Annotated in this window: 25 protein-coding genes; 13 read left to right on the top strand and 12 right to left on the bottom strand. The window is 70.5% G+C overall.

Annotated elements, in window-relative coordinates; translation table 11 throughout:
* Positions 1–199 precede the first annotated feature (199 nt).
* Both ACWDR3_RS31205 and ACWDR3_RS31200 read left to right on the top strand, forming a co-directional pair.
* Positions 200–2,278, top strand: a complete 2,079-nt coding sequence (locus ACWDR3_RS31205; RefSeq protein ID WP_450355916.1) for a putative Ig domain-containing protein — start codon at positions 200–202, stop codon at positions 2,276–2,278.
* Positions 2,279–2,408: 130 nt separating this feature from the next.
* Positions 2,409–2,900 carry a hypothetical protein gene (locus tag ACWDR3_RS31200; protein WP_450355915.1) on the top strand — a complete coding sequence of 164 codons (492 nt, stop codon included), beginning with the start codon at positions 2,409–2,411 and terminating at the stop codon, positions 2,898–2,900.
* Here the strand turns inward: ACWDR3_RS31200 and ACWDR3_RS31195 are convergent.
* Positions 2,867–3,082 carry a hypothetical protein gene (locus tag ACWDR3_RS31195; RefSeq protein WP_450355914.1) on the bottom strand — a complete coding sequence of 72 codons (216 nt, stop codon included), beginning with the start codon at positions 3,080–3,082 and terminating at the stop codon, positions 2,867–2,869. The two genes, ACWDR3_RS31200 and ACWDR3_RS31195, sit on opposite strands and share 34 nt — an antisense overlap.
* A gap of 93 nt (positions 3,083–3,175) precedes the next feature.
* Between ACWDR3_RS31195 and ACWDR3_RS31190 the strand changes: the two genes are divergently transcribed.
* Positions 3,176–4,147 carry a GlxA family transcriptional regulator gene (locus ACWDR3_RS31190; protein WP_450355913.1) on the top strand — a complete coding sequence of 324 codons (972 nt, stop codon included), beginning with the start codon at positions 3,176–3,178 and terminating at the stop codon, positions 4,145–4,147.
* A 10-nt stretch (positions 4,148–4,157) separates the two neighbouring features.
* Here the strand turns inward: ACWDR3_RS31190 and ACWDR3_RS31185 are convergent, their stop codons facing one another.
* From ACWDR3_RS31185 to ACWDR3_RS31140, 10 genes are all read right to left on the bottom strand, one after another.
* The gene (locus ACWDR3_RS31185; protein ID WP_450355912.1) at positions 4,158–5,528 is read right to left on the bottom strand and encodes a bifunctional albaflavenone monooxygenase/terpene synthase; all 1,371 of its coding nucleotides are present in this window, start codon (positions 5,526–5,528) and stop codon (positions 4,158–4,160) included.
* Positions 5,525–6,604, bottom strand: a complete 1,080-nt coding sequence (cyc1, locus tag ACWDR3_RS31180; RefSeq protein WP_450355911.1) for an epi-isozizaene synthase — start codon at positions 6,602–6,604, stop codon at positions 5,525–5,527. Before cyc1 ends, ACWDR3_RS31185 begins: the two co-directional genes overlap by 4 nt.
* Positions 6,605–6,892: 288 nt before the next feature.
* Entirely contained in the window at positions 6,893–7,543 is a 651-nt protein-coding gene (def, locus tag ACWDR3_RS31175) for a peptide deformylase (protein ID WP_450355910.1), read from the bottom strand.
* A 75-nt stretch (positions 7,544–7,618) separates the two neighbouring features.
* The gene (locus tag ACWDR3_RS31170; protein WP_123997846.1) at positions 7,619–8,599 is read right to left on the bottom strand and encodes a tetratricopeptide repeat protein; all 981 of its coding nucleotides are present in this window, start codon (positions 8,597–8,599) and stop codon (positions 7,619–7,621) included.
* Positions 8,600–8,713: 114 nt separating this feature from the next.
* Positions 8,714–9,955, bottom strand: a complete 1,242-nt coding sequence (locus ACWDR3_RS31165; RefSeq protein ID WP_450355909.1) for an HD-GYP domain-containing protein — start codon at positions 9,953–9,955, stop codon at positions 8,714–8,716.
* A complete protein-coding gene (locus ACWDR3_RS31160; RefSeq protein ID WP_450355908.1) occupies positions 9,955–11,265 on the bottom strand; it encodes an HD-GYP domain-containing protein in 1,311 nt (436 codons plus the stop codon). Before ACWDR3_RS31160 ends, ACWDR3_RS31165 begins: the two co-directional genes overlap by 1 nt.
* A 151-nt stretch (positions 11,266–11,416) precedes the next feature.
* Positions 11,417–11,719, bottom strand: coding sequence for a mycothiol system anti-sigma-R factor (rsrA, locus tag ACWDR3_RS31155; protein WP_123997849.1), 303 nt, complete (start codon positions 11,717–11,719; stop codon positions 11,417–11,419).
* Entirely contained in the window at positions 11,716–12,399 is a 684-nt protein-coding gene (sigR, locus tag ACWDR3_RS31150) for an RNA polymerase sigma factor SigR (protein ID WP_221297653.1), read from the bottom strand. Before sigR ends, rsrA begins: the two co-directional genes overlap by 4 nt.
* Before the next feature lie 257 nt (positions 12,400–12,656).
* A complete protein-coding gene (locus tag ACWDR3_RS31145) occupies positions 12,657–13,295 on the bottom strand; it encodes an alpha/beta hydrolase family protein (protein ID WP_450355928.1) in 639 nt (212 codons plus the stop codon).
* 58 nt (positions 13,296–13,353) lie between these two features.
* The gene (locus tag ACWDR3_RS31140) at positions 13,354–14,169 is read right to left on the bottom strand and encodes an SOS response-associated peptidase (protein WP_450355907.1); all 816 of its coding nucleotides are present in this window, start codon (positions 14,167–14,169) and stop codon (positions 13,354–13,356) included.
* 50 nt (positions 14,170–14,219) lie between these two features.
* On the opposite strand from ACWDR3_RS31140, the gene ACWDR3_RS31135 reads away from it, so the two are divergent.
* The 4 genes from ACWDR3_RS31135 (at position 14,220) to ACWDR3_RS31120 (ending at position 17,823) form a co-directional block, all read left to right on the top strand.
* Positions 14,220–14,942, top strand: coding sequence for a M50 family metallopeptidase (locus ACWDR3_RS31135; RefSeq protein WP_450355906.1), 723 nt, complete (start codon positions 14,220–14,222; stop codon positions 14,940–14,942).
* Between the two features lie 137 nt (positions 14,943–15,079).
* Positions 15,080–16,396 (top strand): 3-phosphoshikimate 1-carboxyvinyltransferase, encoded by a 1,317-nt coding sequence (gene aroA, locus ACWDR3_RS31130; protein ID WP_450355905.1) that lies wholly within the window; start codon positions 15,080–15,082, stop codon positions 16,394–16,396.
* Positions 16,397–16,413: 17 nt separating this feature from the next.
* A complete protein-coding gene (rsgA, locus tag ACWDR3_RS31125) occupies positions 16,414–17,424 on the top strand; it encodes a ribosome small subunit-dependent GTPase A (protein WP_402351969.1) in 1,011 nt (336 codons plus the stop codon).
* 75 nt (positions 17,425–17,499) lie between these two features.
* Complete coding sequence (locus ACWDR3_RS31120) at positions 17,500–17,823, top strand: DMT family transporter (RefSeq protein ID WP_123997856.1); 324 nt, start codon at positions 17,500–17,502, stop codon at positions 17,821–17,823.
* A 292-nt stretch (positions 17,824–18,115) separates the two neighbouring features.
* Here ACWDR3_RS31120 and ACWDR3_RS31115 read toward each other — a convergent pair whose 3' ends face one another.
* Positions 18,116–18,724 (bottom strand): TetR/AcrR family transcriptional regulator, encoded by a 609-nt coding sequence (locus ACWDR3_RS31115; protein WP_450355904.1) that lies wholly within the window; start codon positions 18,722–18,724, stop codon positions 18,116–18,118.
* A gap of 207 nt (positions 18,725–18,931) precedes the next feature.
* On the opposite strand from ACWDR3_RS31115, the gene hisN reads away from it, so the two are divergent.
* From hisN to ACWDR3_RS31085, 6 genes are all read left to right on the top strand, one after another.
* A complete protein-coding gene (gene hisN / locus ACWDR3_RS31110) occupies positions 18,932–19,732 on the top strand; it encodes a histidinol-phosphatase (protein ID WP_450355903.1) in 801 nt (266 codons plus the stop codon).
* Positions 19,733–19,952: 220 nt separating this feature from the next.
* Entirely contained in the window at positions 19,953–20,345 is a 393-nt protein-coding gene (locus ACWDR3_RS31105) for a CBS domain-containing protein (RefSeq protein WP_450355902.1), read from the top strand.
* 169 nt (positions 20,346–20,514) lie between these two features.
* Complete coding sequence (locus tag ACWDR3_RS31100) at positions 20,515–20,931, top strand: Fur family transcriptional regulator (protein WP_123997860.1); 417 nt, start codon at positions 20,515–20,517, stop codon at positions 20,929–20,931.
* 199 nt (positions 20,932–21,130) lie between these two features.
* A complete protein-coding gene (locus ACWDR3_RS31095; protein ID WP_450355901.1) occupies positions 21,131–21,898 on the top strand; it encodes an ABC transporter ATP-binding protein in 768 nt (255 codons plus the stop codon).
* Positions 21,895–22,761 carry an ABC transporter permease gene (locus ACWDR3_RS31090; RefSeq protein WP_450355900.1) on the top strand — a complete coding sequence of 289 codons (867 nt, stop codon included), beginning with the start codon at positions 21,895–21,897 and terminating at the stop codon, positions 22,759–22,761. Before ACWDR3_RS31095 ends, ACWDR3_RS31090 begins: the two co-directional genes overlap by 4 nt.
* Positions 22,758–23,927, top strand: a complete 1,170-nt coding sequence (locus ACWDR3_RS31085) for an ABC transporter substrate-binding protein (RefSeq protein ID WP_450355899.1) — start codon at positions 22,758–22,760, stop codon at positions 23,925–23,927. The genes ACWDR3_RS31090 and ACWDR3_RS31085 overlap by 4 nt, the downstream gene beginning before the upstream one ends.
* Positions 23,928–24,026: the final 99 nt, after the last annotated feature.

Below are 24,026 nucleotides of genomic sequence, written 5' to 3'. Positions count from 1 at the left end.
GACCTGCTATGCGGCGGCAAAGTTCTTCCGGCGCATCTGGTTCCGCCTCCATGGCCCCGGTTACGTTCTGGCCGTCCTGTTCATGCCATGCATAGCGGCAGCACAGGGTGTTCAAGATGTCATGCTCATGACTGCGCACTCTGCCGCCGCTACGCGCGTCACGGGCCTGCCGAAACCCCACCGTTGGAGGCAGTACCCCATGCGTGAGTCACGCCCGAGCAAGCGCCGCCGGAGTCTGCGAAGACTTCTGGCCCTGTCCGTTCCCGCCTTCGCCCTCACCGTCGCGGGCCTGATGGCGGCACCGGCCGCCGGGGCCCAGACCGCCCCGGCCACCTCCTCCGCCACTCCCCACACCACCCGCGTCACCCAGAACTCGACCGCCCTCACCTCCCCCTCCCGCCAGACCTTCCACTCCACCGGCAAGGCCGGGCAGAAGGTGCCGACCACGCACCTGTGCGCCACCGCGGCCCCGGGTCAGGCGTCCTGCTTCGCGCAGCGGCGTACCGACATCAAGCAGAGCCTGGCCGCCGCGCTCGCCGCCGCGCCCTCGGGGCTCAGCCCGGCCAATCTGCACAGTGCGTACAACCTGCCCTCGACCGGCGGTTCCGGTCTGACCGTCGCGGTCGTGGACGCGTACAACGACCCCAACGCCGAGTCGGACCTGGCCACTTACCGCTCGCAGTACGGCCTGTCGGCGTGCACGAAAGCCAACGGCTGCTTCAAGCAGGTCAGTCAGACCGGTTCCACCACCTCGCTGCCCTCGAACGACACCGGCTGGGCGGGTGAGGAGGCGCTGGACATCGACATGGTCAGCGCGGTCTGCCCCAACTGCAACATCACGCTCGTAGAAGCGAATTCGGCGAACGACTCCGACCTCGGCACCGCCGAGAACGAGGCCGTCGCGCTCGGCGCGAAGTTCGTCTCCAACAGCTGGGGCGGCAGTGAGGCCTCCTCCCAGACCAGCGAGGACACCGCGTACTTCAAGCACCCGGGCGTCGCCATCACGGTGAGTTCGGGCGACGAGGCGTACGGCGCCGAGTACCCGGCAACGTCCCAGTACGTCACGGCAGTCGGCGGTACCGCGCTGTCCACGTCCTCCAACTCCCGCGGCTGGACCGAGTCCGTGTGGAAGACCAGCAGCAGTGAGGGGACGGGGTCCGGCTGCTCCGCCTATGACGCCAAGCCGAGCTGGCAGACCGACACCGGGTGCAGCAAGCGCATGGAGGCGGACGTCTCCGCGGTCGCCGACCCGGCCACCGGCGTTGCCGTGTACGACACTTACGGCGGCTCCGGGTGGGCTGTCTACGGCGGTACGAGTGCCTCGGCGCCGATCATCGCGGGTGTGTACGCGCTCGCCGGTACCCCTGGGTCGAGCGACTACCCGGCGAAGTACCCGTACAGCCACACCAGCAACCTCTACGACGTGACCAGCGGCAACAACGGCTCCTGCTCGACGAGTTACTTCTGCACCGCGACCACCGGCTACGACGGTCCGACCGGCTGGGGCACCCCGAACGGCACGACCGCCTTCACCTCGGGCACCAGCACCGGCAACACGGTGACCGTCACCAACCCGGGCAGCCAGTCGACGACGACCGGCGGCTCGGTCAGCCTGCAGATCAGCGCGAGCGACAGCGCCGGCGCGACGCTCACCTACAGCGCCTCGGGGCTGCCGACCGGGCTGTCCATCGGCAGCTCGTCCGGCCTGATCTCGGGTACGGCGTCCACCGCGGGCACGTACCAGGTCACCGTGACCGCGAAGGACTCCACCGGCGCGACCGGCTCGACGTCCTTCACCTGGACCGTCGGCTCCAGCGGCGGGACCTGCACCTCGTCCCAGCTGCTCGGCAACGCCGGCTTCGAGTCGGGTGCCACCACCTGGACCTCGTCCAGCGGGGTCATCACCAACGACAGCGGTGAGGCCGCGCACGGCGGTTCGTACTTCGCGTGGCTCGACGGGTACGGCTCCACGCACACCGACACGCTGTCCCAGTCGGTGACCGTGCCGACCGGCTGCAAGGCCACCTTCACCTTCTACCTGCACGTCGACACCGCGGAGACCTCCACCAGCAGCGCGTACGACAAGCTGACGGTCACCGCCGGGTCGACGACCCTGGCCACCTACTCCAACCTCAACAAGGCGACCGGCTACGCCCAGAAGTCCTTCGACCTGTCCTCGTACGCCGGCTCCACCGTCACCCTGAAGTTCAGCGGGGTCGAGGACTCCTCGCTCCAGACCAGCTTCGTCGTCGACGACACCGCCGTCACAACCAGCTGACCTCCACCACCTCCACGAGACCCCGGGCCCCGGTCGCCGCCTTCGCGGCCGGGGCTCCGGCATGAACACGGAACAGCGCTCGCGTGGATCCAGGCGTACGGGTCATACGTCCAATGGCAGAGGAGGCCCCATGCGTATTCACCGCACGACCCCCGCTCTCGCCCTGACGGCCCTGACTGCCCTGACGTTCGTGATCGCCGGCTGCGGCACCGATTCCGGCGGCGACGAAGGTTCCGCGGGCAGTGTGTCGCCGTCCACGGCAGCCACTTCCCCGACTCCCGAGTCTCCGACGCCCGATCCCTCGCAGTGCGCGGCCGTCTCCGGTTCGCTCGGCGCCGACGACAGCGGCCGTACCGTATGCCTCTCGACCGGGCAGGTGGTCCGGGTCGAACTGGACGGCACCGCCGACCGGCCGTGGAAGGCGCTGACCGCCGACGGTTCCGGTCTGGAGGCCACCAACAGCGGCTTCGTGATGCAGCCCGGTGACGCGAACGCCGCCTACAAGGCCGTATCGACAGGAAAGATCCGGCTGAGCTCGACGCGTCCGCTGTGCGGCGCCGAGTCCGGCCGGATCTCCTGCAAGGGCATTCAGGAGTGGTGGGTCACGGTGGTGGTGAGGTAGCCGTGCCGCCGTGCGGGGCGGGCCAGCTCCGGGTGCTCCCGGCGGGCCTCTTCGGCTTCGCGGATCTGCCGGTCGATCCGGCGGTCGTGCGCGATGCCGATGACGGACGGGAGCACCAGCAGGACGAGGAGGGCGAGAACAGCGAGCATTCCGATCAGTCCTTCGATCTGTGCGGTATCCATGGACACCACTGTCGCGCGTTTGACTCCTTACCGTCAGTGGCAGGACTGCCGTAGACCCTCGACTTCCTGCCAATGTCGAGGCACAGTGGAGACATGCTGAAAAACGTGGCCGCCATCGTGCTGGACGGGGTGAACCCCTTCGAACTGGGCGTCGTCTGCGAGGTGTTCGGCACCGACCGCAGTGACGACGGACTGCCGGTGTACGACTTCGCGGTGGCCTCGGCCGAGGGCCCGCGGCTGAGCTCCCACGCGGGCTTCACCATGAACGTCGAGCACGGCCTGGAGCGCCTGGAGTCGGCGGACCTGATCGCCGTACCGGCCGGGTCCTGCTACGAGAGCCGGGAGTTCCCGCCCGAGCTGCTGGCGGCGCTGTGCCGCGCGGTGGACCGCGGGGCGCGGGTGCTCAGCGTCTGCTCCGGCGTCTTCGTGCTGGCCGCGGCCGGGCTGCTGGACGGCCGGCGCTGCACGGTGCACTGGCGGCACGCGGACGAGCTGGCGCTGGCGTACCCGGGGCTGACCGTCGAGCCCGACGTGCTGTACGTCGACGAGGGCTCGGTGATCACCTCCGCGGGGACCGCCGCCGGCATCGACGCCTGTCTGCACATCGTGCGCAAGGAGCAGGGCCCCGAGGTCGCCAACAAGATCGCCCGGCGGATGGTGGTCCCACCGCACCGGGACGGCGGTCAGGCGCAGTACATCGAGCGGCCGCTGCCCCGCTCCCAGGTCGACACGGTCGCCGAGGTGCTGGTGTGGATGGAGCGGCACCTCGACGAGGAGGTCACCGTGGAGCAGCTCGCCGAGCGCGCCCACATGTCGCCGCGCACCTTCGCCCGCCGCTTCCAGCAGGAGACCGGGACGACTCCCTACCGCTGGATCCTGCGTCAACGGGTGCTGCTGGCACAGCGGTTGCTGGAGGGGACGGACGAGACGATGGACGCGATCGCGGGCCGAACGGGGTTCGGCACCGCGGCCGCGCTGCGCCATCACTTCGTCCGGGCGCTGGGGACCACCCCCAACGCCTACCGACGCACCTTCCGGGGTTCGGGCTCCGAGGAGGCCGCCTGACCCCCACCCCTCACCTCGGTACGGGTTTCAGCAGCAGGCTGTGCGGGCGCAGGGTGATGCCCACCCGGGTGGTGTCGTCGGACCCCGGCACCTGCTCCAAGCGGAACGCGGTCGCCACCGCTGCCGTGATCAGGCTGAGCTGGGCCATCGAGAAGTGGTCGCTGGGGCACTTGCGGTTGCCGACGCTGAACGGGCTCATGGCGTATTTGGGTACGTCCTTGGCGCGCTCGGGCAGCCAGCGGTCGGGGTCGAACTCCAGGTTGTCGGCGTACGACTTCGCGTCGCGTTGGATCGCGTACGGGCTGTACACGATGTCGGCCCCGGCCGGAATGCGATAGCCACCGAGCTCGGTGTCGGTGACCGCCCGCCGCGTCAATATCCATACGGCGGGGCGCAAACGCATGGCCTCGACGACGACATTGTTGGTGTGCGTGAGCTTGCGGACGTCGTCGAATGCGACCGGCCGGCCGCCGGTGACGGATTCGACTTCGTCGCGCACTCGGTCCGCGTGTTCCGGGTGTTCCGCGAGGACCTGGAGCAGCCACATGATCGTGGAGGCGACGGTTTCGCTGCCGGGGGTGAGTATCGCGACGACCTGGTCGTGGATCTCCTGTTCCCCGATGGGGTCGCCATTGTCGTCCTTCGCCGCCAGCAATGCCGTCAGCAAATCGTCCGGCTTTTGACCAGATGCCCGGCGTTCGGCGACGATCTCGTCGACGAGGAGGTGCAAATCGGCCAGCGCCCGGTTGAATTCCCGGTTGGCCGGCAGGGGCAGCCGGTACAGCGGTCCGAGCGGGACGACCATCCGGCGGTACATGCCGCGGAAGACGGTGGCCAGCGCGACGCACAGCCGCTCCGCCCGCTCGTCCATGAAGTCGCCGCGCAGCAGACAGCGGGCCGCGATGCGCACGGCGACCCGGAAGGACTCCGAGGTGCAGTCGACGGTCTCGCCGGCCCGCCAGCGCTCGGTGAGCGCGTGCGCCTCCTCCTCCATGATCGGCCCGTAGGCGGGGATGGCGTCCAGCCGGAAGGCGGGCTGGATGGTGCGGCGCTGGCGGCGGTGGCGCGGGCCGTTGGCGGTCGCGACGCCCTCCTTGCCGAGCAGGCCCTCCAGGGACTCCCAGAGCGGGCCGTCGATCTTGTAGTCGGTGCTGAGCGCCATGGCTCCGGTGAGGGCCGGGGTGGTGACCGCGTACACCGTCTTGGGGCCGAGCTTCAGCCGGACGACGTCGCCGTGCTCGCGCAGCCGGGACATGAAGGCCAGCGGGTCGCGGACCAGTTTCAGGCCGTGGCCGAGGACCGGGACACCGCCGCCCGCGAGGGGCGGTTCGCGCAGCTCCGGGGCCTGGACGGCCGCGGGCTTCACAGACTCGACGGTCATTTCTCACCTGCCGCTTCGTTGGTGACGTACGGGGGTGTGGACCGGTCGTCCCAGCTGTCGACCATGTAACGGCCGGACTCGTGGTGGAACCAGTAGACGGAACTGAACCAGTTCCGCATATTGGCGACGCAGGCCCTGACGGCGGTGCCGAGTTCTTTTCCGCGCACCGTGCCGTCGTCGAGCTCGTCGGCGAACCGTAATGCTTCGCGTTCCGCGACGACGAATTCGGATATGCATTCCTCGACGCGCCGCCTGACTTCGGCGACCGCCTCTTCGAGTGTCAGTCCCTCGTGGGTGACGAGACTGATTCCGAGATTGTGGACCTCGGCGCCCGCGATTTCCTTGGGGAGCGAGCAGAGGTCGTTGTACCACGCGGCGAATTCCTGACTGAGCAGCGCGGGGCGCCGGAATGCCGGGTGTTTCCTTACCGAGTCCGGGAGTTCCACGCCCGCGCTCGGCTCCAGGAGGTCGGTCCAGATCCAGTGTGCGAAGGTGAGCCGGCGCAGTGCGAGGTATTCCTCGACCGTCGGGATGATCCCTTCGATACGGTTCTGGAACTCCCGGTCGTACGCCTCGATCACTTCGTGGAAGTGGCGCGCGAAACGGGCGTTCCACGTTCCGGGAAGGAACGAGTAGAGCCGCGCCACGCTGTCCGCGAGCCCCGCGACCAGGGAGTCCCTGTGGTGCAGATGCTTCTCCGGAGCATCCAGCGCCGCATGCAAACGGAACCTCAACCGCCGCCACTCGACGGGTCGCCGGTGGACGATGTCGCGGTCATGTCGGTCGTCCCAGACGAAGAACCACGCGCTGTAGTCCGCTATCGCCTGGAGTACCTCGTCGGGGGCGCCCAGGTAGTACCCCGCCATCAAGTCCGTATAGCACAGACCGTCGGCATATTCCTCGACCTTGTCCGCCGGCATCAGGCGCTTTTCCAGCAGCCAGGTCCTGGTCTTCTCCTGGAGTCGAGGCCAATACGGATGCAGTTCCCGGGGAAACGCCGCCTCGATCACCGGAAGAGCAAGTGACGGTGGAACCGCGATCGTTGTCGATGTGGTGCTGTGTGGGAAAGCAGGCACGAACAAACCCCTCTCAGCCGCCAAGTCGGCGTACGCCCTCCCGCTGTGCCGGGCGCACGCCGTTGCGCATCCCCGCACTTACTATTCAGCACCACAACTGACCGTTCTGGGAACGGATTTGCTCCCTTCACTACCCCACGATGCCTAGAACACCCCCTTGCGTGACCGAATCTGGATCACTAGTTGCGCATACGCGATCGAACGTGCGACGCACATACGAACGGCGCCTGTTCCGGCAGGGAAGCCTGAACAGACGCCGTACGGACGGGTCCGGTGGGACGCGGGGTGTCAGTCGTTCGCGACGACCGGGTAGCGCGGCTCGTTCTCGGCCATCTGCCGCAGCGCGTCCTTGCGTTCACGCTTGGAGAGCCGGTCGATGTAGAGGTAGCCGTACAGGTGATCGGTCTCGTGCTGCAAACACCGCGCGAAGTAGCCGGTGCCGCGGACCTTGATCGGGTTGCCCTGCTCGTCCTGCCCGGTCACCTCGGCGTAGTCGGGCCGGGCCAGCGGCGCGTACGCGGTCGGCACCGACAGACAGCCCTCGTTGCTCTCGTCCAGGTGCCGCTTCTCCGCGGGCAGATCGACCACCTTGGGGTTGCAGACCACGCCCACGTGCCGCTTGCCCTCGTCGTCCTGGCAGTCGTAGACGAAGACCTTGAGGTCGACGCCGATCTGGTTGGCGGCCAGGCCCACGCCCTCGGCGGTGCGCTGCGAGGCGAACATGTCCGCGACCAGCTGCGCGAGCTCGTCACCGAACTCGGTGACGTCCCTGCACTCCTTGTGCAGCACCGGATTCCCGACGACGGTGATCGGCCGCGAGACACCCCGCTCCCGCCAGGCGTTCTCCCGCTCCTCCGCGTCCTCGACGTCGATGACGAAGCCCTCGTCGTCCACGGGAAGCACGCCCACGTGCTGCTGATCGGTGTCCTGCTGCGCCATGCCGACGTATGCCTTCCTGCAACCTGAGAAATTCCGCGGGGTACAGCCTAAACGGGGTTGTCGTTCGAAAGCCGTTCAGCAGACCTCTTCGAGATCCCGCCAGTCCCGAGAGTCAGGGCTGTCCGCAACCCACCCGTCCAACAACCCCCGTACCAGCGAGGCCGGCGCCGCAACGCCACACTCCCGCTCCGGCACCCACATCTGCCCGTCCGTCCGATGCCCCAGCGGCCCAGGATGACCGGGCTCACTGTGATCGTGCGGATCGAGATGCTCCCCGTCACCCTCATCGGACGGCATCCGCGACTCGGAACACGTCCGACAGAGCAACCGCACCGACGACGACCAGTCCTCGGCGGCAAATCCCGCGTCCGCGGCCAACTGCTCCAGCGCGTCCCGGTCCGCCTCGCTCGCGGCCTCAAGGAGCACCACCCACGTCGGCACGGGCGACGGCGCCCACAGCTCGATCTCGTCGAACACCGGGTAGGCGTGCCCGGCGGTCGTCGTCCGCTCACCGTGCGGCACCCCGTCGTGCAGGACGACCTCGCCCCAGCGCCGCCCGGAGGACGGCAGCGGAATCGACAGCACCTCGATACGGGCGGGGTCGAGCCGCCGCCCCCAGACGACCTCGGCCTCCCCTTCGGGAGACAGTCGTACGGCCGCGCTGCCGAGGTCCATCCCGACCGGCTCGCCGGAGTTCGTCGCACCGCCCGGCACCCGCAGCCCGTACGCCTGCCAGGCCCGCCGGGCCAGCGGCCAGTCCTGGAGGGCGGTGGCCGCGATGCCGACGTTCCACCAGTCAGGTGCACCCGTCTCGCGGTCGAGGAGCGCGACGGCCCGCAGGCCCGCGGCCCGGGCCTGCTCCCAGTCGTGCCGGAACTTGTGCAGCAGGGCGAGGTTGAACCAGGACTCGGACAGCCAGGGTTCCAGGTCGGCGGCACGTGTCAGCAGCGCGCCCGCGTCCTCGTAGCGGCCGTCGCCGATCAGCGTGAAGGCGCGATCGGTGGCCTGCCGCCAGGAGGCGGAGGGCCGGTGCCGTCCCTTGCCGAAGATCCTCACGATTCCCGCCTGCCAGTTCCGTTCTGTGGGCTGGCCAGTGCTGCCCCCGGACACCTTCTCATTCTCTTTCGCATCCAACCACGTAGGTCTGGGAGGCCGCTCATTACCCATGGGTTACCCCGCCATGGGCAGGGTCAGACAGTCCCGTGCCAGGACGCGGGCCAGCGACTCCACGACCTCGGGCGCGTAGTCCCCGGCGGTCGCCAGGCGCAGCTCCTCCAGTGCGGTGAGGGGCCCGCCGGGCCCGGCGCCCTGCACCTTCTCCTCGTACGCGTTCACGGCCCGCACGATCCGGGCGGCGACCGGTTGCTCCCGATACGGGTCGGCCTGCCGCTCCACGACCACGGCGACCGCCGCGTCCACCCCGGTCTGGCGGACGACGGCCCCGCCGAGGAGCGCGATCCTGAGCTGTTCGGCGGCGGGCAGGACGGCGGTGGCGCCGGCCGGCACCGGGTCGACCAGGCTGAGCTGGCCGATGTCGTGCATGAGGGCCGCGTACTCCAGGACGGTGAGCTCGGGCCGGGTCAGCCCCAGGTCGCGACCGACGGCCCGGCTCAGCTCGGCCACCCGGCGGGCGTGGCCCGCGGGGGTGTATCCGGCTATCTCGGTGGCTCGGGCCAGGGAGGCGATGGTCTGCCGGTAGGTGGTGCGCACGGCCGCGTACCGCTTGAAGGAGAGCTGAGTGAGCAGCAGGGGCAGCGAGAACACCGGGAGCGCCCACAGTCCTACGACGGCCACCGCGAGGGCCATCACCGCGCCCGTCGCGCACACGGCGGAGCCGATGCCGAGCAGGGCCCGCAGTTCGTCGCGGAGCAGCGGGCCGAAGGGCCAGCCGGTGCGGGAGTGGGCGAGCGCGGCGGCGAGCACGCAGTCGCACAGGGCGGTGAGGGAGAGCAGGGCGAGCAGGAGGAGGGCGTAGGCGGGGCCGACCCACTCGCCGAACACGCCCCGGTTGTACAGGGGTTGGAAGCAGACGGCGGCGAACGCGACGGTCAGCACCCGGCGCGCCAGATGGTCGAGGACCGGTCCCTGTCCGCGGGCGATGTGCGGCACGCTGCCCAGCAGCGAGGCGGCGAACACGACGGTGACGATCTGCGCGACCCCGTGCTCGGTGGGCCGTCCGGCGTCCGCGCCGAGCAGCGCGTACGACAGCGCCCCGGCGGCCCCGAGCGGCGCGGCCTCCCGCACCCGGGCGCCGGTCCACCGGGTCAGCTCGCCGACGGTGATGAGCACCCCGAAGGCGAGCGCGGCCGGCCGCTCGTCGAGGCCGCTCCAGAGGGTGACGGCGAGGGAACCGGCGGCCAGGAGGGCGGCGGCCGTGTGGATGAGGAGCTTCAGCGAGGGCCGCAGGGTCATCACCCCACCCCCGACCGACCGGAGACCGGCGAGCCCGGGACGACGTACGCGTCCCGCTCCTCATCGGCCGTCACCGCCGGATGCCAGCCGTCCCTGGCCAGCGCGCGCGTCAGCGCGGTGACCATCCGGGGGTCGAACTGGGCGCCCGCGCACCGCTGGAGCTCCTCCAGCGCGGCGGCGACCGGGCGGGCCCTGCGGTAGGAGCGGGTGGACGTCATCGCGTCGAAGGCGTCGGCGACGGCCACCACCCTTGCGGGTTCCGGGATTTGACCACCCATCAGCCCGTACGGGTAGCCGCTGCCGTCGAGCCGTTCGTGATGGTGGAGCACCGCGGCCCGGGCCTCGCCGAGGAAGCCGATGCCGCGCACCATCTCGTGTCCGTACTCGGGATGCAGCTCGATCACCCGCCGTTCCTCGGGGGTGAGCGGGCCGTCCTTGCGCAACAGCCGTGTGGGGACGCCGAGTTTGCCGACGTCGTGCAGGATGCCGGCGAAGCGCAGTACCTCAACTCGGGCGTCGTCCATGCCCAGTTCGCGCGCGATCATCATCGAGGCCTGGCCGACCCGTTCGCTGTGTCCGCGGGTGTACCCGTCCTTGATGTCGACGGCCTGCACCAGCGCCCGGATGGTCGCCTGGTGGGCGGCGCGCTCGCGGTGGTACTGCGCGAAGACCCACCAGGACACGCACATCGGCAGCAGCACGAGCAGCGCGGCGACGGGCCCGTACCGGCTGCGCCACAGCACGGCCATCATGAGCCCGGCCAGCCCGTGCACGGCGATCGGCGCGAGGGAACGCAGGAACAGCCCCCGCCAGGCCCGCCGTACGGGCACCCGCTCGGCGAACGCGCGGATCCCGCCGTCGAGCACGGTCAGCGCCAGACAGAAGGCGAGCACCGCGGCCCCGGCGGGGACCAGCGCGTACGGGAAGTCGGAGCCGACGACCGCGTCCCGGCCGCCCAGCGCCCAGTGCACCCGGGCCGCCGCCCATACGGCGAGGGCCAGTTGGGCGGCGCGCCACAGACGGCGCAGCCAGGGCTGGCGCCGGTCGACGCGGGAGAGCAGCGCCCCGGGCAGCGGGACCAGGACCGCGGCGGGCGGCGGCAGCAGGAACGCACCGGCGAGCAGGACGGGGTAGAAGGTGCCGGCGAACCGCCACCGTGCGGCGGCCTGCTCGCAGCCGGCGTACACCAGGGCGAGCAACCCGACGGCCCACCACGGCGTCTCCACCGTGGGGAGCGGCAGCAGACAGGCCAGCGCACCGAGGACCGCACAGGCGACGTACGCGCGAGCCCGTGCCGGAACCGCCTCCATCACGCCCCTCCCCGGCCGAGCCTGCCCAGACTTCAGGAGCCTAGGGCGGCACAGGGGGAGTCCGCGGGCCGATGACCCGCCGATTAGCACGTTCGAGTGACGACAGCCCGTTCAACCCGGGGTCCGGGGAGGCTGCAACTCCTGCGGGAGGCTACGACTCCTGCGGGGCCGCGGCGACGTCGTGGTCCGGCACCGCCTGCCCGGAGCGGATCAGATCGAGCCGCCCCAGGACCTTGGCGCGCAGGTCGGTGGGCACGTCGTCGTGACCGCAGCACCGCTTGACCAGCTTCTTCACGGCCTCTTCGAGGCCGTACTTCTCCAGACACGGCGAGCACTCGGTGAAGTGCTGCTTGAACTTGGCGCGGTCGACGTCCGGCATCTCGCTGTCGAGGAACTCGTAGAGATGGTCGAGGACCTCACTGCAGTCCGTTTCGTGCGGCTCTCCGCAGCTCATGAGCCCGAGCCTTTCGCTTCGTTCGACTCTCCGGCACCGGCCGGGACGAGCCCGCGCTCACGGGCGTAGTCCTCCAGCATGCCGCGCAGTTGACGGCGGCCCCGGTGCAGCCGGGACATCACCGTTCCGATGGGTGTCCCCATGATGTCCGCGATCTCCTTGTACGCAAAGCCCTCTACATCGGCGAGATAGACGGCGATGCGGAACTCCTCGGGGATCGCCTGGAGCGCTTCCTTCACGTCCGAGTCCGGCAGATGGTCGAGCGCCTGCGACTCCGCGGAGCGCAGACCTGTCGACATGTGCGACTCGGCCCGGGCGAGCTGCCAGTCCTCGATCTCCTCGGCCGCGGAGCGCTGGGGTTCGCGCTGCTTCTTGCGGTACGAGTTGATGAACGTGTTCGTGAGGATCCGGTACAGCCACGCCTTGAGGTTGGTGCCTTCGCGGAACTGGTGGAAGGACGCGTACGCCTTCGCGTACGTCTCCTGCACCAGGTCCTCCGCATCGGCCGGGTTGCGCGTCATGCGCAGCGCGGCCGAGTACATCTGGTCGAGGAATTCGAGCGCGTCCCGCTCGAAGCGCGCACGGCGCTCCGTCGTCGACTCCGCGCTGACGCCCTGGCCCTCGGGCAGCTCCGCCTGGCCGTTGTCGGTCCCTGCGTCGATCCCAGTGACCGGACCCACCTCCTCATGATTGCGGGTGGCACCGAGACCGGCCCCACCAGCTTCGGAGGATAGACGACGACCCGTCCCCGCCGCCCCTCGAATCGGGGTGGTCTTGGCCGCAGTCAGCACCGTCCAGTCCAGGTCAGTGCGGCTGTCGCGGCTCGGGCAGATGGTCGAACCCATACGGCGGACTTCCTCTCCCACGGCTACAAGTGCTGCTTGTTCAGCACTTCTGTCCCGCTCAACAGTGGGCCGCCGCCGCACATTCCCGTTCTTTACCCGAGTGACGCGATCCACCGGACGACACCGTCCGTGATGATCGCGAGCGCCTCGTCCTGGCCGATGTCCGCCCGTTTGGGCACCGCGAACCCGTGATCCCCGAAGGGCACCTCGACCAGCTCGTACGTTCCGTCGGGAAATTCGTCGGGCCGGCCGAAGGGATCGTTCCCGCCCTGTACGACGAGGGTGGGCACCCCGGATCCGAGCAGTTCCCCGGCGCGGGACTTCTCCGGCCGGCCCGGTGGATGCAGCGGGAAGGAGAGAGCGAGGACGGCATGGGCACCGAGCTCGGTCGCCGTACGGCAGGCGACCCGGGCGCCGGCACTGCGTCCGCCGGAGACCACCGGGAGCCCGGGCGCGCTCAGCGCGGGCCACAGGCCCCGCCAGCCGACGTCGAGGGTCTTGGGGGCGGGCGCCACCTTCTTCCCGGCCACCCGCCAGGGCTGCTCGACGAGCGCGACGCTCACTCCGTGCCCGGGCAGGACGGCGGCCAGGGCCTGGAGGTCCCGCGCCTCGATGCCGCCGCCCGCGCCGTGGCTGACCGCGAGCACGAGCCGGGGCTTCTTCGCCGGGTGCCAGGTGACGCGGGCGTCCCCCGCGTCCGTACCCACGATCTCGGTCACGGTCTCAGGCACGGTCACGGTCACGGTCTCGGGGTTGCTGATCTTCGTCTTGGTGATCTTCGTCGTCACATCAGAAGAGTGTGCCCTCTTCGGGCCCCTCCAGCTCCTTCAGCAGCTCCGGGCCGTTGTTGCGGACGTTGCTGACCGCCGTGGAGACCGGGTAGGCGCGCATCAGGCCGGTGGGCGGGGGCGCGAGCAGGGTGCGGAGGTCCTCGACGTCCGTGCGGGACGGGTCGAGCCAGGTGTCCCAGCGGTCGGGGGTGAGCATGAGCGGCATCCGGGGGTGGATGTCGGCGAGGGCGCGGGGGCCCTCCTCGGGGGCGACGGCGAGCGGGGTGGTCTCCGCCTCGGTGGTGATCACCGAGCAGGTCGCCCACCAGGCCAGCGGGTGGTCGTCGGGGAGGGTCCGGTCCCGCCAGAACTCGTAGAGCCCGGCCATCGCGAAGACCGTGCCGTCGGCGGGCAGCACGAAGTACGGCTGCTTGCGCGGCCGCTTCTTCTTGCCCTCGACCTCCAGGTCCCGCTCCTGCGTGCCGGTGACCCACTCGAAGTAGCCGTCGGCCGGGATGATGCACCGGCGGGTGGCGAAGGCCCGCTTGTACGACGGTTTCTCGTGGACCGTCTCGGCGCGGGCATTGATCATCCGGGCGGCGCCCTCGGGCGTCTTCGACCAGGACGGGACCAGGCCCCACTTCAGCTTGCGCAGCTGGCGAACCGGGCGCGGATCGGGCTCGTCCTTAAGAGGACGGTCCAGGACGGCGTAGACCTCCTTGGTCGGGGCCACGTTGTAGTCGGGAGGCAGCGTCTCCTCGGGCTCCCACTTCTCGATCTCAAAGATTCCTGCGAGATCCTCGGGTCCACGACTCGCTGCATACCGTCCGCACATACGTGCAACACTGCCAGATTCCGCGTCACCAGAGGGAGCCACCGCCGAACATGGACAGCTTCGCCGCCACCTCGCTGCCCGATCTCTGGGACCGGGTCTTCGGCACCCAGCCCGACCCGGATCTGTGGGTGGTGATCGCGACCCTGGTCGCCGCGCTCGCGGTGATCGTCCCGCACGGCCTGTGGCGTCTGTCGCGCAACGCCATCACGATCGCCCACGAGGGCGGTCACGGACTGGTCGCGCTGCTGACCGGCCGGCAGCTCAACGGCATACGACTGCACTCGGACACCAGCGGCCTGACCGTCAGCCGGGGCAAGCCGCACGGCCTCGGCATGATCCTCACCGCGGCGGCCGGCTACACCGCTCCCCCGCTGCTGGGCCTCGGCGGCGCCGCGCTGCTGGCCGCCGGGCACATCACGCTGCTGCTGTGGCTGGCGACGGCGCTGCTGGTGGCGATGCTGGTGATGATCCGCAACGCGTACGGCGCCCTGACGGTCGTCCTCGCGGGCGGCACGTTCCTGCTGGTGTCGTGGCTGGCGGGGCCGCAGGTGCAGGCGGCGTTCGCGTACGCGGTGGTGTGGTTCCTGCTGGTGGGCGGGGTGCGTCCGGCGTTCGAGCTGCAGGCCAAGCGGAGCCGGGGTGGCGCGGGCGACTCGGACGCGGACCAGCTGTCGCGGCTGACGCACGTACCGGCGGGGCTGTGGTTCTTCCTGTTCCACGCGGTGTCACTGTGCGCGCTCATCGGCGGCGGGCGCTGGCTGCTGGACGTCTGAGCGGCGGCGGCCCCGGACGGCCGGACGGGGCCGCGTGAGCGCATATATGCACGGCACTTCCCATGCCGTTGTTTCGCCGTGGTTTCGCCGCATTTGATCAAGATCTCCGGTCACCGACAGCCACTAAGGTGGAGCGCATGACCGTGAACCCCGCACACACCTCACTCTGGCCCGCCCCGCACGCGAGCGGAGCCGTCCGCGCGACGGTCCACGTGCCCGGGTCCAAGTCGGTCACCAACCGGGCCCTGGTGCTCGCCGCGCTGGCCTCGGAGCCCGGCTGGCTGCGCCGCCCGCTGCGCTCACGGGACACGCTGCTGATGGCGGCGGCTCTGCGCGAGATGGGTGTGGACATCGAGGAGGGCGTCGGCCCGGACGGCACCGGCGAGACCTGGCGGGTGCTGCCGACCGGCCTGCACGGCCCGGCCACGGTGGATGTCGGGAACGCGGGCACGGTCATGCGCTTCCTGCCCCCGGTCGCCGCGCTCGCCGACGGTCCGGTCCGCTTCGACGGCGACCCGAGGTCGTACGAGCGTCCGCTGCACGGGGTGATCGACGCGCTGCGCGTGCTCGGGGCGCGGATCGACGACGACGGGCGCGGCACGCTGCCGCTGACGGTGCACGGGGGCGGGGCGCTGGACGGCGGTCCGGTCGAGATCGACGCCTCCTCTTCCTCGCAGTTCGTGTCGGCGCTGCTGCTGTCGGGGCCGCGGTTCAACCAGGGCGTCGAGGTGCGGCACATCGGTTCGTCGCTGCCCTCGCTGCCGCACATCCGGATGACGGTCGACATGCTGCGCGCGGTCGGCGCCCAGGTGGACACCCCGGAGTCGGGCGGCGAGCCGAACGTGTGGCGGGTGACGCCGGGCGCACTCCTCGGCCGCGACCTGACGGTGGAGCCGGACCTGTCGAACGCGCAGCCGTTCCTGGCGGCGGCCCTGGTGACCGGCGGCAAGGTCGTGATCCCGGACTGGCCGGCCCGCACCACCCAGCCCGGCGACAAGCTGCGCGAGATCTTCACCGAGATGGGTGGTTCCTGCGAACTCACCGAGTACGGCCTTGAGTTCACCGGATCCGGCGCGGTCCACGGCATCGACGTGGACCTGGGCGAGGTCGGCGAGCTGACCCCGGGCATCGCGGCGGTCGCCGCCCTCGCGGACTCCCCCTCGACCCTGCGCGGTGTCTCCCATCTGCGCCTGCACGAGACGGACCGCCTCGCCGCGCTCACCAAGGAGATCAACGAGCTGGGCGGTGACGTCACCGAGACCGCCGACGGCCTGCACATCCGCCCGCGCCGACTGCACGGCGGGATCTTCCACACCTACGAGGACCACCGCATGGCGACGGCCGGCGCGATCATCGGCCTCGCGGTCGAGGGCGTCCAGATCGAGAACGTGGCGACGACGGCGAAGACCCTGCCGGACTTCCCCGACCTGTGGACCGGGATGCTCGGGGCGTAGGGGCACGGGAACCAGTCATGCGCCGCTACGGCAAGAACACCGACGAGGACGACATCCGCCAGCGCCCCAACCGCAAGGGCAACCGGCCGCGTACGAACATCCGCCCCAAGCACGAGGAAGCGGTCGAGGGCATGGTCCTCACCGTCGACCGGGGCCGGCTGACCTGCCTGGTCGAGGACCGGGTCGTGATGGCGATCAAGGCCCGCGAACTGGGCCGGAAGGCCGCGGTGGTCGGCGACCGGGTCGCGATCATCGGTGATCTGTCCGGCGACAAGGACACCCTCGCCCGGATCGTCCGCATCGAGCCGCGCACCTCGGTGCTGCGCCGCACGGCCGACGACGACGATCCCTACGAGCGCGTGGTCGTCGCCAACGCCGACCAGCTGGCCATCGTCACCGCCCTGGCGGACCCCGAACCCCGGCCGCGCCTGATCGACCGCTGCCTGGTGGCGGCCTACGACGGCGGCCTCGACCCGCTGCTCGTCCTGACCAAGTCGGACCTGGCCTCCCCCGACGAACTCCTGGAGATGTACGGCGCGTTGGGCGTCCCCTACGTCGTCACGAGCCGCGAGGAGCTGGAGAACGGCACCGCGGTGGAGCGGGTGCGCAAGCAGCTGGACGGCAAGATCACGGCGTTCGTCGGCCACTCCGGTGTCGGCAAGACGACCCTCGTCAACGCGCTGGTCTCGCTGGAGCGGCGGCGCAGCACCGGAATCGTCAACGCCGTCACCGGACGCGGCCGGCACACCACGACCTCGGCGCGCGCGATCCCGCTGCCGGACGACTCGGGCTGGGTCGTCGACACACCGGGCGTCCGCTCCTTCGGCCTGCACCATGTGGACCCGTCCCGGGTCATCAAGGCGTTCCCCGACCTGGAGCCCGGCACCGTGAACTGCCCGCGCGCCTGCAGTCACGACGAGCCGGACTGCGCGCTGGACGCGTGGGTGGCCGAGGGGCACGCGGACCCGGCCCGGCTGTACTCGCTGCGCCGACTGCTCTCCACCCGGGAGCGGAAGGAAGGCGACTGACCTCCGCGTTGTTTGGCGCTACCTGTGTGCGGCAAGTGCATAATCGCACCGAGCCGCATACGGGAGGACAAGCACATGGCGTGGCTGCTGGTGGTGGTGGCCGGGTTGCTGGAGACAGGATTCGCCGTGTGCCTCAAGCTCTCGCACGGTTTCACGCGACTGTGGCCCACGATCGCGTTCTGTGCCTTCGCACTCGGCAGTTTCGGTCTGCTCACCCTGTCCCTGAAGAAACTCGACGTCGGCCCCGCGTACGCCGTCTGGACCGGCATCGGCGCGGCCGGCACCGCGATCTACGGAATGATCTTCCTGGGCGACCTGGTCTCCACCCTGAAACTCATCTCGATCAGCTTCGTCATCGTGGGCGTGATCGGGCTCCAGTTGTCGGGGTCGGCGCACTAGGGCCGTCCGGCGGATCAGGTCGGCTGTGGGTGCGGGGTGTCCTGGCCGGATCGAGCGGGATCCGGCGGGCGCGGTCGCGCGGCGCAGAGGCGTTGCCGTGAGCCTTCGCCGCGGCGGGCGACGCGGCGAAGTCCTCCGCTTCCTCCGCGCACGAGCGCGGCCGGGGAAGGCCGAGCCGGCGGCCGGCGAGACGACGGCACGGCCGGGGTTCTCACGCCGTCGAGGCGGTGGGTGAGCGCGTCCGGCCGCTCGCGAGGCCGGCAACTCTCCGCGGCACGGCCCCCTAGACCCGTCAGGCCGGCTGGCGGGACAGGGCCGTGCGGATCAGGTCGGCCACTCCGCCCTCTCCCGGCGGCGCCGAGACGCAGGACAGGGCGAGGCGGGTGACCAGTTCGCAGGACCGGGTCAGGTCGGCGGTCTCCGACTTGGGGGTGCCGGGGGCGGACAGCTGGACCACGGCCCGGTCGCGGACGATCGCCACGAAGTCGCCGGGGGACGGCAGGGGGCCGTCGGCCCGCCGCTGTGCCGGTACCGCCGAGGAGGACGGCACCGCGGACAGCGTCGGCGAGGGCAGCCGCTCGCTCCAGCAGCCGGTCAGCATGGCCCGTACGAGCGCGTTCTCGCGGGCCGAGGACACCGTCCACTCGGCGGTCGCAGTGAGCCGGTCGCGGGGGTCGGCGTGGGTGGCCAGGGCCCGCTCGACGCCGGCGAGATAGCCGTCGGCCTCTCGTCTGACCAGCGCCCGGGCGAGCCCCTCCTTGCTGCCGAACTCGTTGTAGAGCGTCTGCCGGGACACACCGGCCGCGGCGGCGACGTCCACCATCCGCACCGTGGACCACGGCCGACGGGCCAACGCCGTGTAGGCGGCGTCCAGTAGGGATTCCCGCGCTGCAGGCATCATCGCCTCCCTCGGGCGGAGCACTCTGCGCCCAGATTTGACGCGCGAGGGAGCACTGTCAAGGGTTCGCGAGCGCACTGGGGGGCGCCCGTCGGACACTACGTGCCGTCACGCCCCGTGGACCGCTCGGCCGCGGCCCGTCAATGTGCCGCCAAACCGTGAGGTGGGGACGCTGGCACCGGCGCGATGCCGACGGATAGCGTGCGTTCCATGCCGGACTACCAGGATGACCTCCGTTTCGCCCACGTCCTCGCGGACGCCGCCGACTCGGCCACCATGGGCCGTTTCAAGGCGCTCGACCTGAAGGTCGAGACGAAACCGGACATGACTCCGGTGACCGAGGCGGACAAGGCGGCCGAGGAGATCATCCGCGGTCAGCTCCAGCGCGGCCGCCCGCGGGACGCGTTCCTCGGCGAGGAGTTCGGCGTCCAGGGCACGGGCCCCCGGCGCTGGGTGGTCGACCCGATCGACGGCACCAAGAACTACGTCCGCGGGGTCCCCGTGTGGGCCACGCTGATCGCCCTCATGGAGGCGGCCGAGGGCGGCTACCGGCCCGTCGTCGGCGTCGTCTCCGCCCCCGCGCTGGGCCGCCGCTGGTGGGCCGCCAAGGGCCACGGCGCCTTCACAGGCCGCAGCCTCTCCTCGGCCTCCCGGCTGCGCGTCTCCCGCGTCTCCAAGCTCACGGACGCCTCCTTCGCGTACTCCTCGCTCTCCGGCTGGGAGGAGCAGGGCCGCCTCAACGGCTTCCTCGACCTGACCCGCGAGGTGTGGCGCACGCGCGCGTACGGCGACTTCTGGCCGTACATGCTGGTCGCCGAGGGCGCGGTGGACATCTGCGCCGAACCCGAGCTGTCCATGTGGGACATGGCCGCCAACGCGATCATCGTGACGGAGGCCGGCGGCGAGTTCACCGGCCTCGACGGCCGCCCCGGCCCGCACAGCGGCAACGCGGCGGCGTCGAACGGCCTGCTGCACGACGAGTTGCTGGGGTACCTGAACCAGCGGTACTGAAGGGCCTGACCGCGAGGGCGGCTGAAGGCTTGACCGCGGGGGCGCGGCCGCGAGGCGCGTCGGCACCAGCCGTGAGCACACATGAGCGCGCACGCCCTCAATTGGCCGTGCGCGCCCCCTTGTTGACCGTTGCTTTACCTGGGACTCTGATGGCACCCTCAATTTGTGAACTTGTGAATCCCTGAACTATCAGGGGTTCCCGGGAGGTGACTCGCAGCCCATGCTCGTCCGCGAAGCCATGAGCACCGTGGTGCTCACGATCGGTCCCGCCCACACCCTCCGCCAGGCAGCCGCCCTGATGTCCGCCCGCCGAGTCGGCGCCGCCGTGGTCCTCGACCCCGACGCCGGCGGCATCGGCATCCTCACCGAACGCGACATCCTCAACTCCGTCGGCCTCGGCCAGGACCCCGACTCCGAACGCGCCCACGCCCACACCACCACCGACGTCGTCTTCGCCGCCCCGTCCTGGACACTCGAAGAGGCAGCCGGCGCGATGACCCACGGCGGCTTCCGCCACCTCGTCGTCCTCGACCGCGGCGACGCCGTCGGCATCGTCTCGGTCCGCGACATCATCCGCTGCTGGGCCCCGGCCCGGCTGCACGTACCGGCTTGATCGAACCGCTTCGGTGACACGGTGGCGCTCGCACGGGCGCCACCGTGAACAAAGCCACCGTGAACAAAGCCATCGCGGACACAGCCACTGTGGACAAAGTCCAAAACCGGTCAGGCTCCAAAGTCACACCTGTTCGGCTTCTGGGCCTGTCACTGTTAAACTGACCTGCATGAGTGACCTTCTGGAGCGGCTGCGCGGACGCGGATGGCGGATGACCGCACAGCGGCGTGTCGTGGCCGAGGTTCTGGACGGCCAGCACGTCCACCTGACCGCCGACGAGGTGCACGCGCGCGCTGTCGCGAAGCTCCCCGAGATCTCCCGGGCGACGGTGTACAACACGCTGGGCGAACTGGTCTCCCTCGGCGAGGTCCTAGAGGTCTCCACCGACAAGCGCGCCAAGCGGTACGACCCGAACGCGCACCAGCCGCACCACCACCTGGTCTGCGCCCAGTGCGGCACGATCAAGGACGTCCACCCGAGCGGCAACCCGCTGGCCGACCTCCCCGACTCGGAGCGCTTCGGCTTCAAGGTCTCGGACGTCGAGGTGACGTACCGCGGCGTCTGCCCCAACTGCTCGGCGGCGTAACCACACCCAAGCCTCCTCGAAGCCCCGGCACCCTCCATGGATGCCGGGGCTTCGCACTGCGTGCGGGCAACCTTCCGCCGTGCGCGGGCCTTCAGTTGCCGCCTACAGGCTTCCTCAATCTGACGGTCCGTCATATCGTCTTGCGGCACCCTCCACTCCGTCACCCTCCACTCCGCAACGAACTCCGCAAGGAGCAACCGTGGGAGACCCGCACCCCAAACTCCACGCCACCGAACTGACCCGCGTCTTCGGCCGCGCCCCGCACACCGTCGACGCCCTCGGCCCGCTCGAACTCACCGTCGCCCTGGGCGAGTTCGTCTGTGTCGTGGGCCCCTCCGGCTGCGGCAAGTCCACGCTGCTGCGGATCGCTGCGGGCCTGCTGCGCCCGAGCACCGGCACGCTGTCGATCCGCGCCTCCTCCGCCCGCCCGGCGGCGATGATCTTCCAGGACTACGGCATCTACGACTGGAAGACGGTCCAGGCCAACGTCCGCTTCGGCCTCGACGTCCAGCGCGTCCCGCGCCGGGAGGCGAACGCCCGCGCGGCCGACTGGCTGGCCCGCATGGGCCTCGCGGAGTTCGCCGACGCCTACCCGGCGACGCTCTCCGGCGGTATGCGCCAGCGCGTGGCGATCGCCCGGGCCCTCGCCGTCGAGCCCGAACTCCTGCTGATGGACGAGCCGTTCGCCGCCCTGGACGCCCAACTCCGCATGATCCTCCAGGACGAGCTGCTGGAGATCACCCAAGCGCTGCGCACCACCACGCTGTTCATCACCCACAGCCTGGAGGAGGCGATCGTCCTCGGCGACCGCGTCCTGGTGATGTCGGCCCGCCCGGGCCGGATCATCGCCGAACACCGCCCGCCCTTCCCCCGCCCACGCACCGGCGACATCCGCTCGGCCCCCGAGTTCACGGCGCTGAAGAGCCAACTGTGGGAGCTGCTGCGGAAGGAGGCGGTGCCGGCATGACGACGATCGCCCCCGGCAGGCAGCCGGAATCGGTCCTGGTCCGCCGCCCGGGCCCCGAGGAACTCCACCCCGTACGAACCCACCGCCGCAGGCGGGCACTTGAGCTGTCGCTGGCGGTGGCCGTACCCCTCGTCCTGATCCTGTGGTGGCAACTGGCCGCGGATCAGCGGTGGATCGACGCCCGCGTCTACCCCGCGCCCTCCACGATCCTGGCCGACGGCTGGGACCGGGCCGCCGCCGGCGACCTGTGGCCGGACGTGTGGGCGACCCTGAAGCGCGTGCTGGGCGGCTACGCGATCGGCACCGCGGCGGGCTACGCCCTGGGCCTCCTGATGGGCTCACTGCCCCTGATCAGAGCGGCACTTGAGCCCCTTCTGGACGCCCTGTACGTCGTCCCGAAACTGGCGCTGCTGCCGGTCTTCCTGAACATGTTCGGCCTCGGCGAGGGCCCGCAGGTGGCGCTGGTCGCGGCGACGGTGTTCTTCTTCGTCTGGATCTCCACGATGTCCGCGGTGATCGCGATCCCGTCCGGCCACCTCGACGCGGGCCGGGTCTTCGGCGCCTCGCCCTGGCAGATGTTCCGGCACGTCCTGCTGCCGGCCTCGCTGCCGTCGGTCCTGGTCGGCGCGCGGATCGCGGCGGGCGTGGCGGTCCTGGTCATCGTCGCCTCGGAGCAGATCGCGGCGAACGACGGCCTGGGCCACCTGATCTTCGACTCGCGCGCGCTGTTCCAGAACGACGTGATGTTCGTCGGCATCGTCTGCGTGGCCGTCCTCGGGGTGCTCTTCTCCGAACTGGTGCGGATCGCGGGCCGGTTGCTGACGCCATGGGCACCTCGGGACCGGGGAAGGGGACAGTCATGAGAAGGCATGAGTACGGCTGGCACGGTCGCGGGCGTGCCTACGGTGTGACGGCGGCCGTGGCCGCGCTGCTCGCGTCGGCGGCCTGCTCGTCGACGCCGTACTCGGACGACGCCGGGGCGACGGCGGGCCGGGGCGGGCGCACCATCCAGCCCGTCGACGGGTGCGGCAAGACGTCCTGGACGGACCCGGCGAACCTCGCGGCCGACCGGCTGCCGGCCCGCTGCATGCCGCTGGCACCCGGTCCCCAACCCCTCGCCAAGACGCGGAAGCTGACGATCGCGACGGGCACGCTGAGCGCCGAGTACGTGGCGCCCCTGGAAGTCGCCCTGGACAAGGGCGAGTTCAAGAAGGAGGGCCTGGACGTCACGCTGAAGGTCCTGCCGACGCCGGACGCGCTGCCGCTGCTGGCCAAGGGGGACATCGACGCGATGTGGGCCGCGCCGGAGGCGGCCGTCATGAACGGCGTCAAGGGCGGCTTCGACATCAAGTGGGTCGCGGGGAACTTCTCGCCCGCCGCGAAGTCGAGGAGCGGGCTGTGGGCGCGGCTGAAGGGCGGCGAGACGGCGGCCCAGGTCCGGCTCGCGGGCCGCAGCCTCGGCACGATGATCGGCAAGGGCTCCGTGATCGCGTACCCCATGGAGAAGACCCTGGAGCGGCACGGCGGCGGCCTCGACAAGATCCAGTACCGCCAACTCGGCTCCGCCGACGTCCTCACCGCACTGCAGAACGGCGGTGTCGACTCGGCCTGGCTGCTCGACCCGATCTGGCGCAAGGTCGACGGAAAGCCCGGATACGCCTTCCTGGGCGGCCAGCCGCTCGGCGAGCCCCTCGGGGGCATGCTGTACGGCCGCAGCCTGCTGAACGACGACGTGGACGCCGGGGTGGCCCTGCTGCGGGCGTACATCCGCACGGTGAACACGTACTTCGCGAGCGACTACAAGCAGGACGCGAGTTTCGTCGCGTATCTCGCGAAGCTCCTGAAGACCGACGAGGCGGTCCTGAAGTCCACCCCGTCGCTCCGCATGGACTGGGAGATCCGCGAGGGCACCACGACCCGCCTCCAGTCCGCCTACCGGGCACAGGGCGTCGAGACGGGGGATCCACTGCCCGAGTCGAGGACGGTGGACCGGTCGCTGTACGAGGAGGCGGTGGGCCACCTGCCGTGAACACACCGAAGGCCCGGATCCTAAGGGATCCGGGCCTTCGGCCTTCAGTAGCGGGGACAGGATTTGAACCTGCGACCTCTGGGTTATGAGCCCAGCGAG

This window comes from Streptomyces sp. NPDC001002 (assembly GCF_053599215.1).
This window is presented reverse-complemented; position numbering and strand designations above follow the sequence as displayed.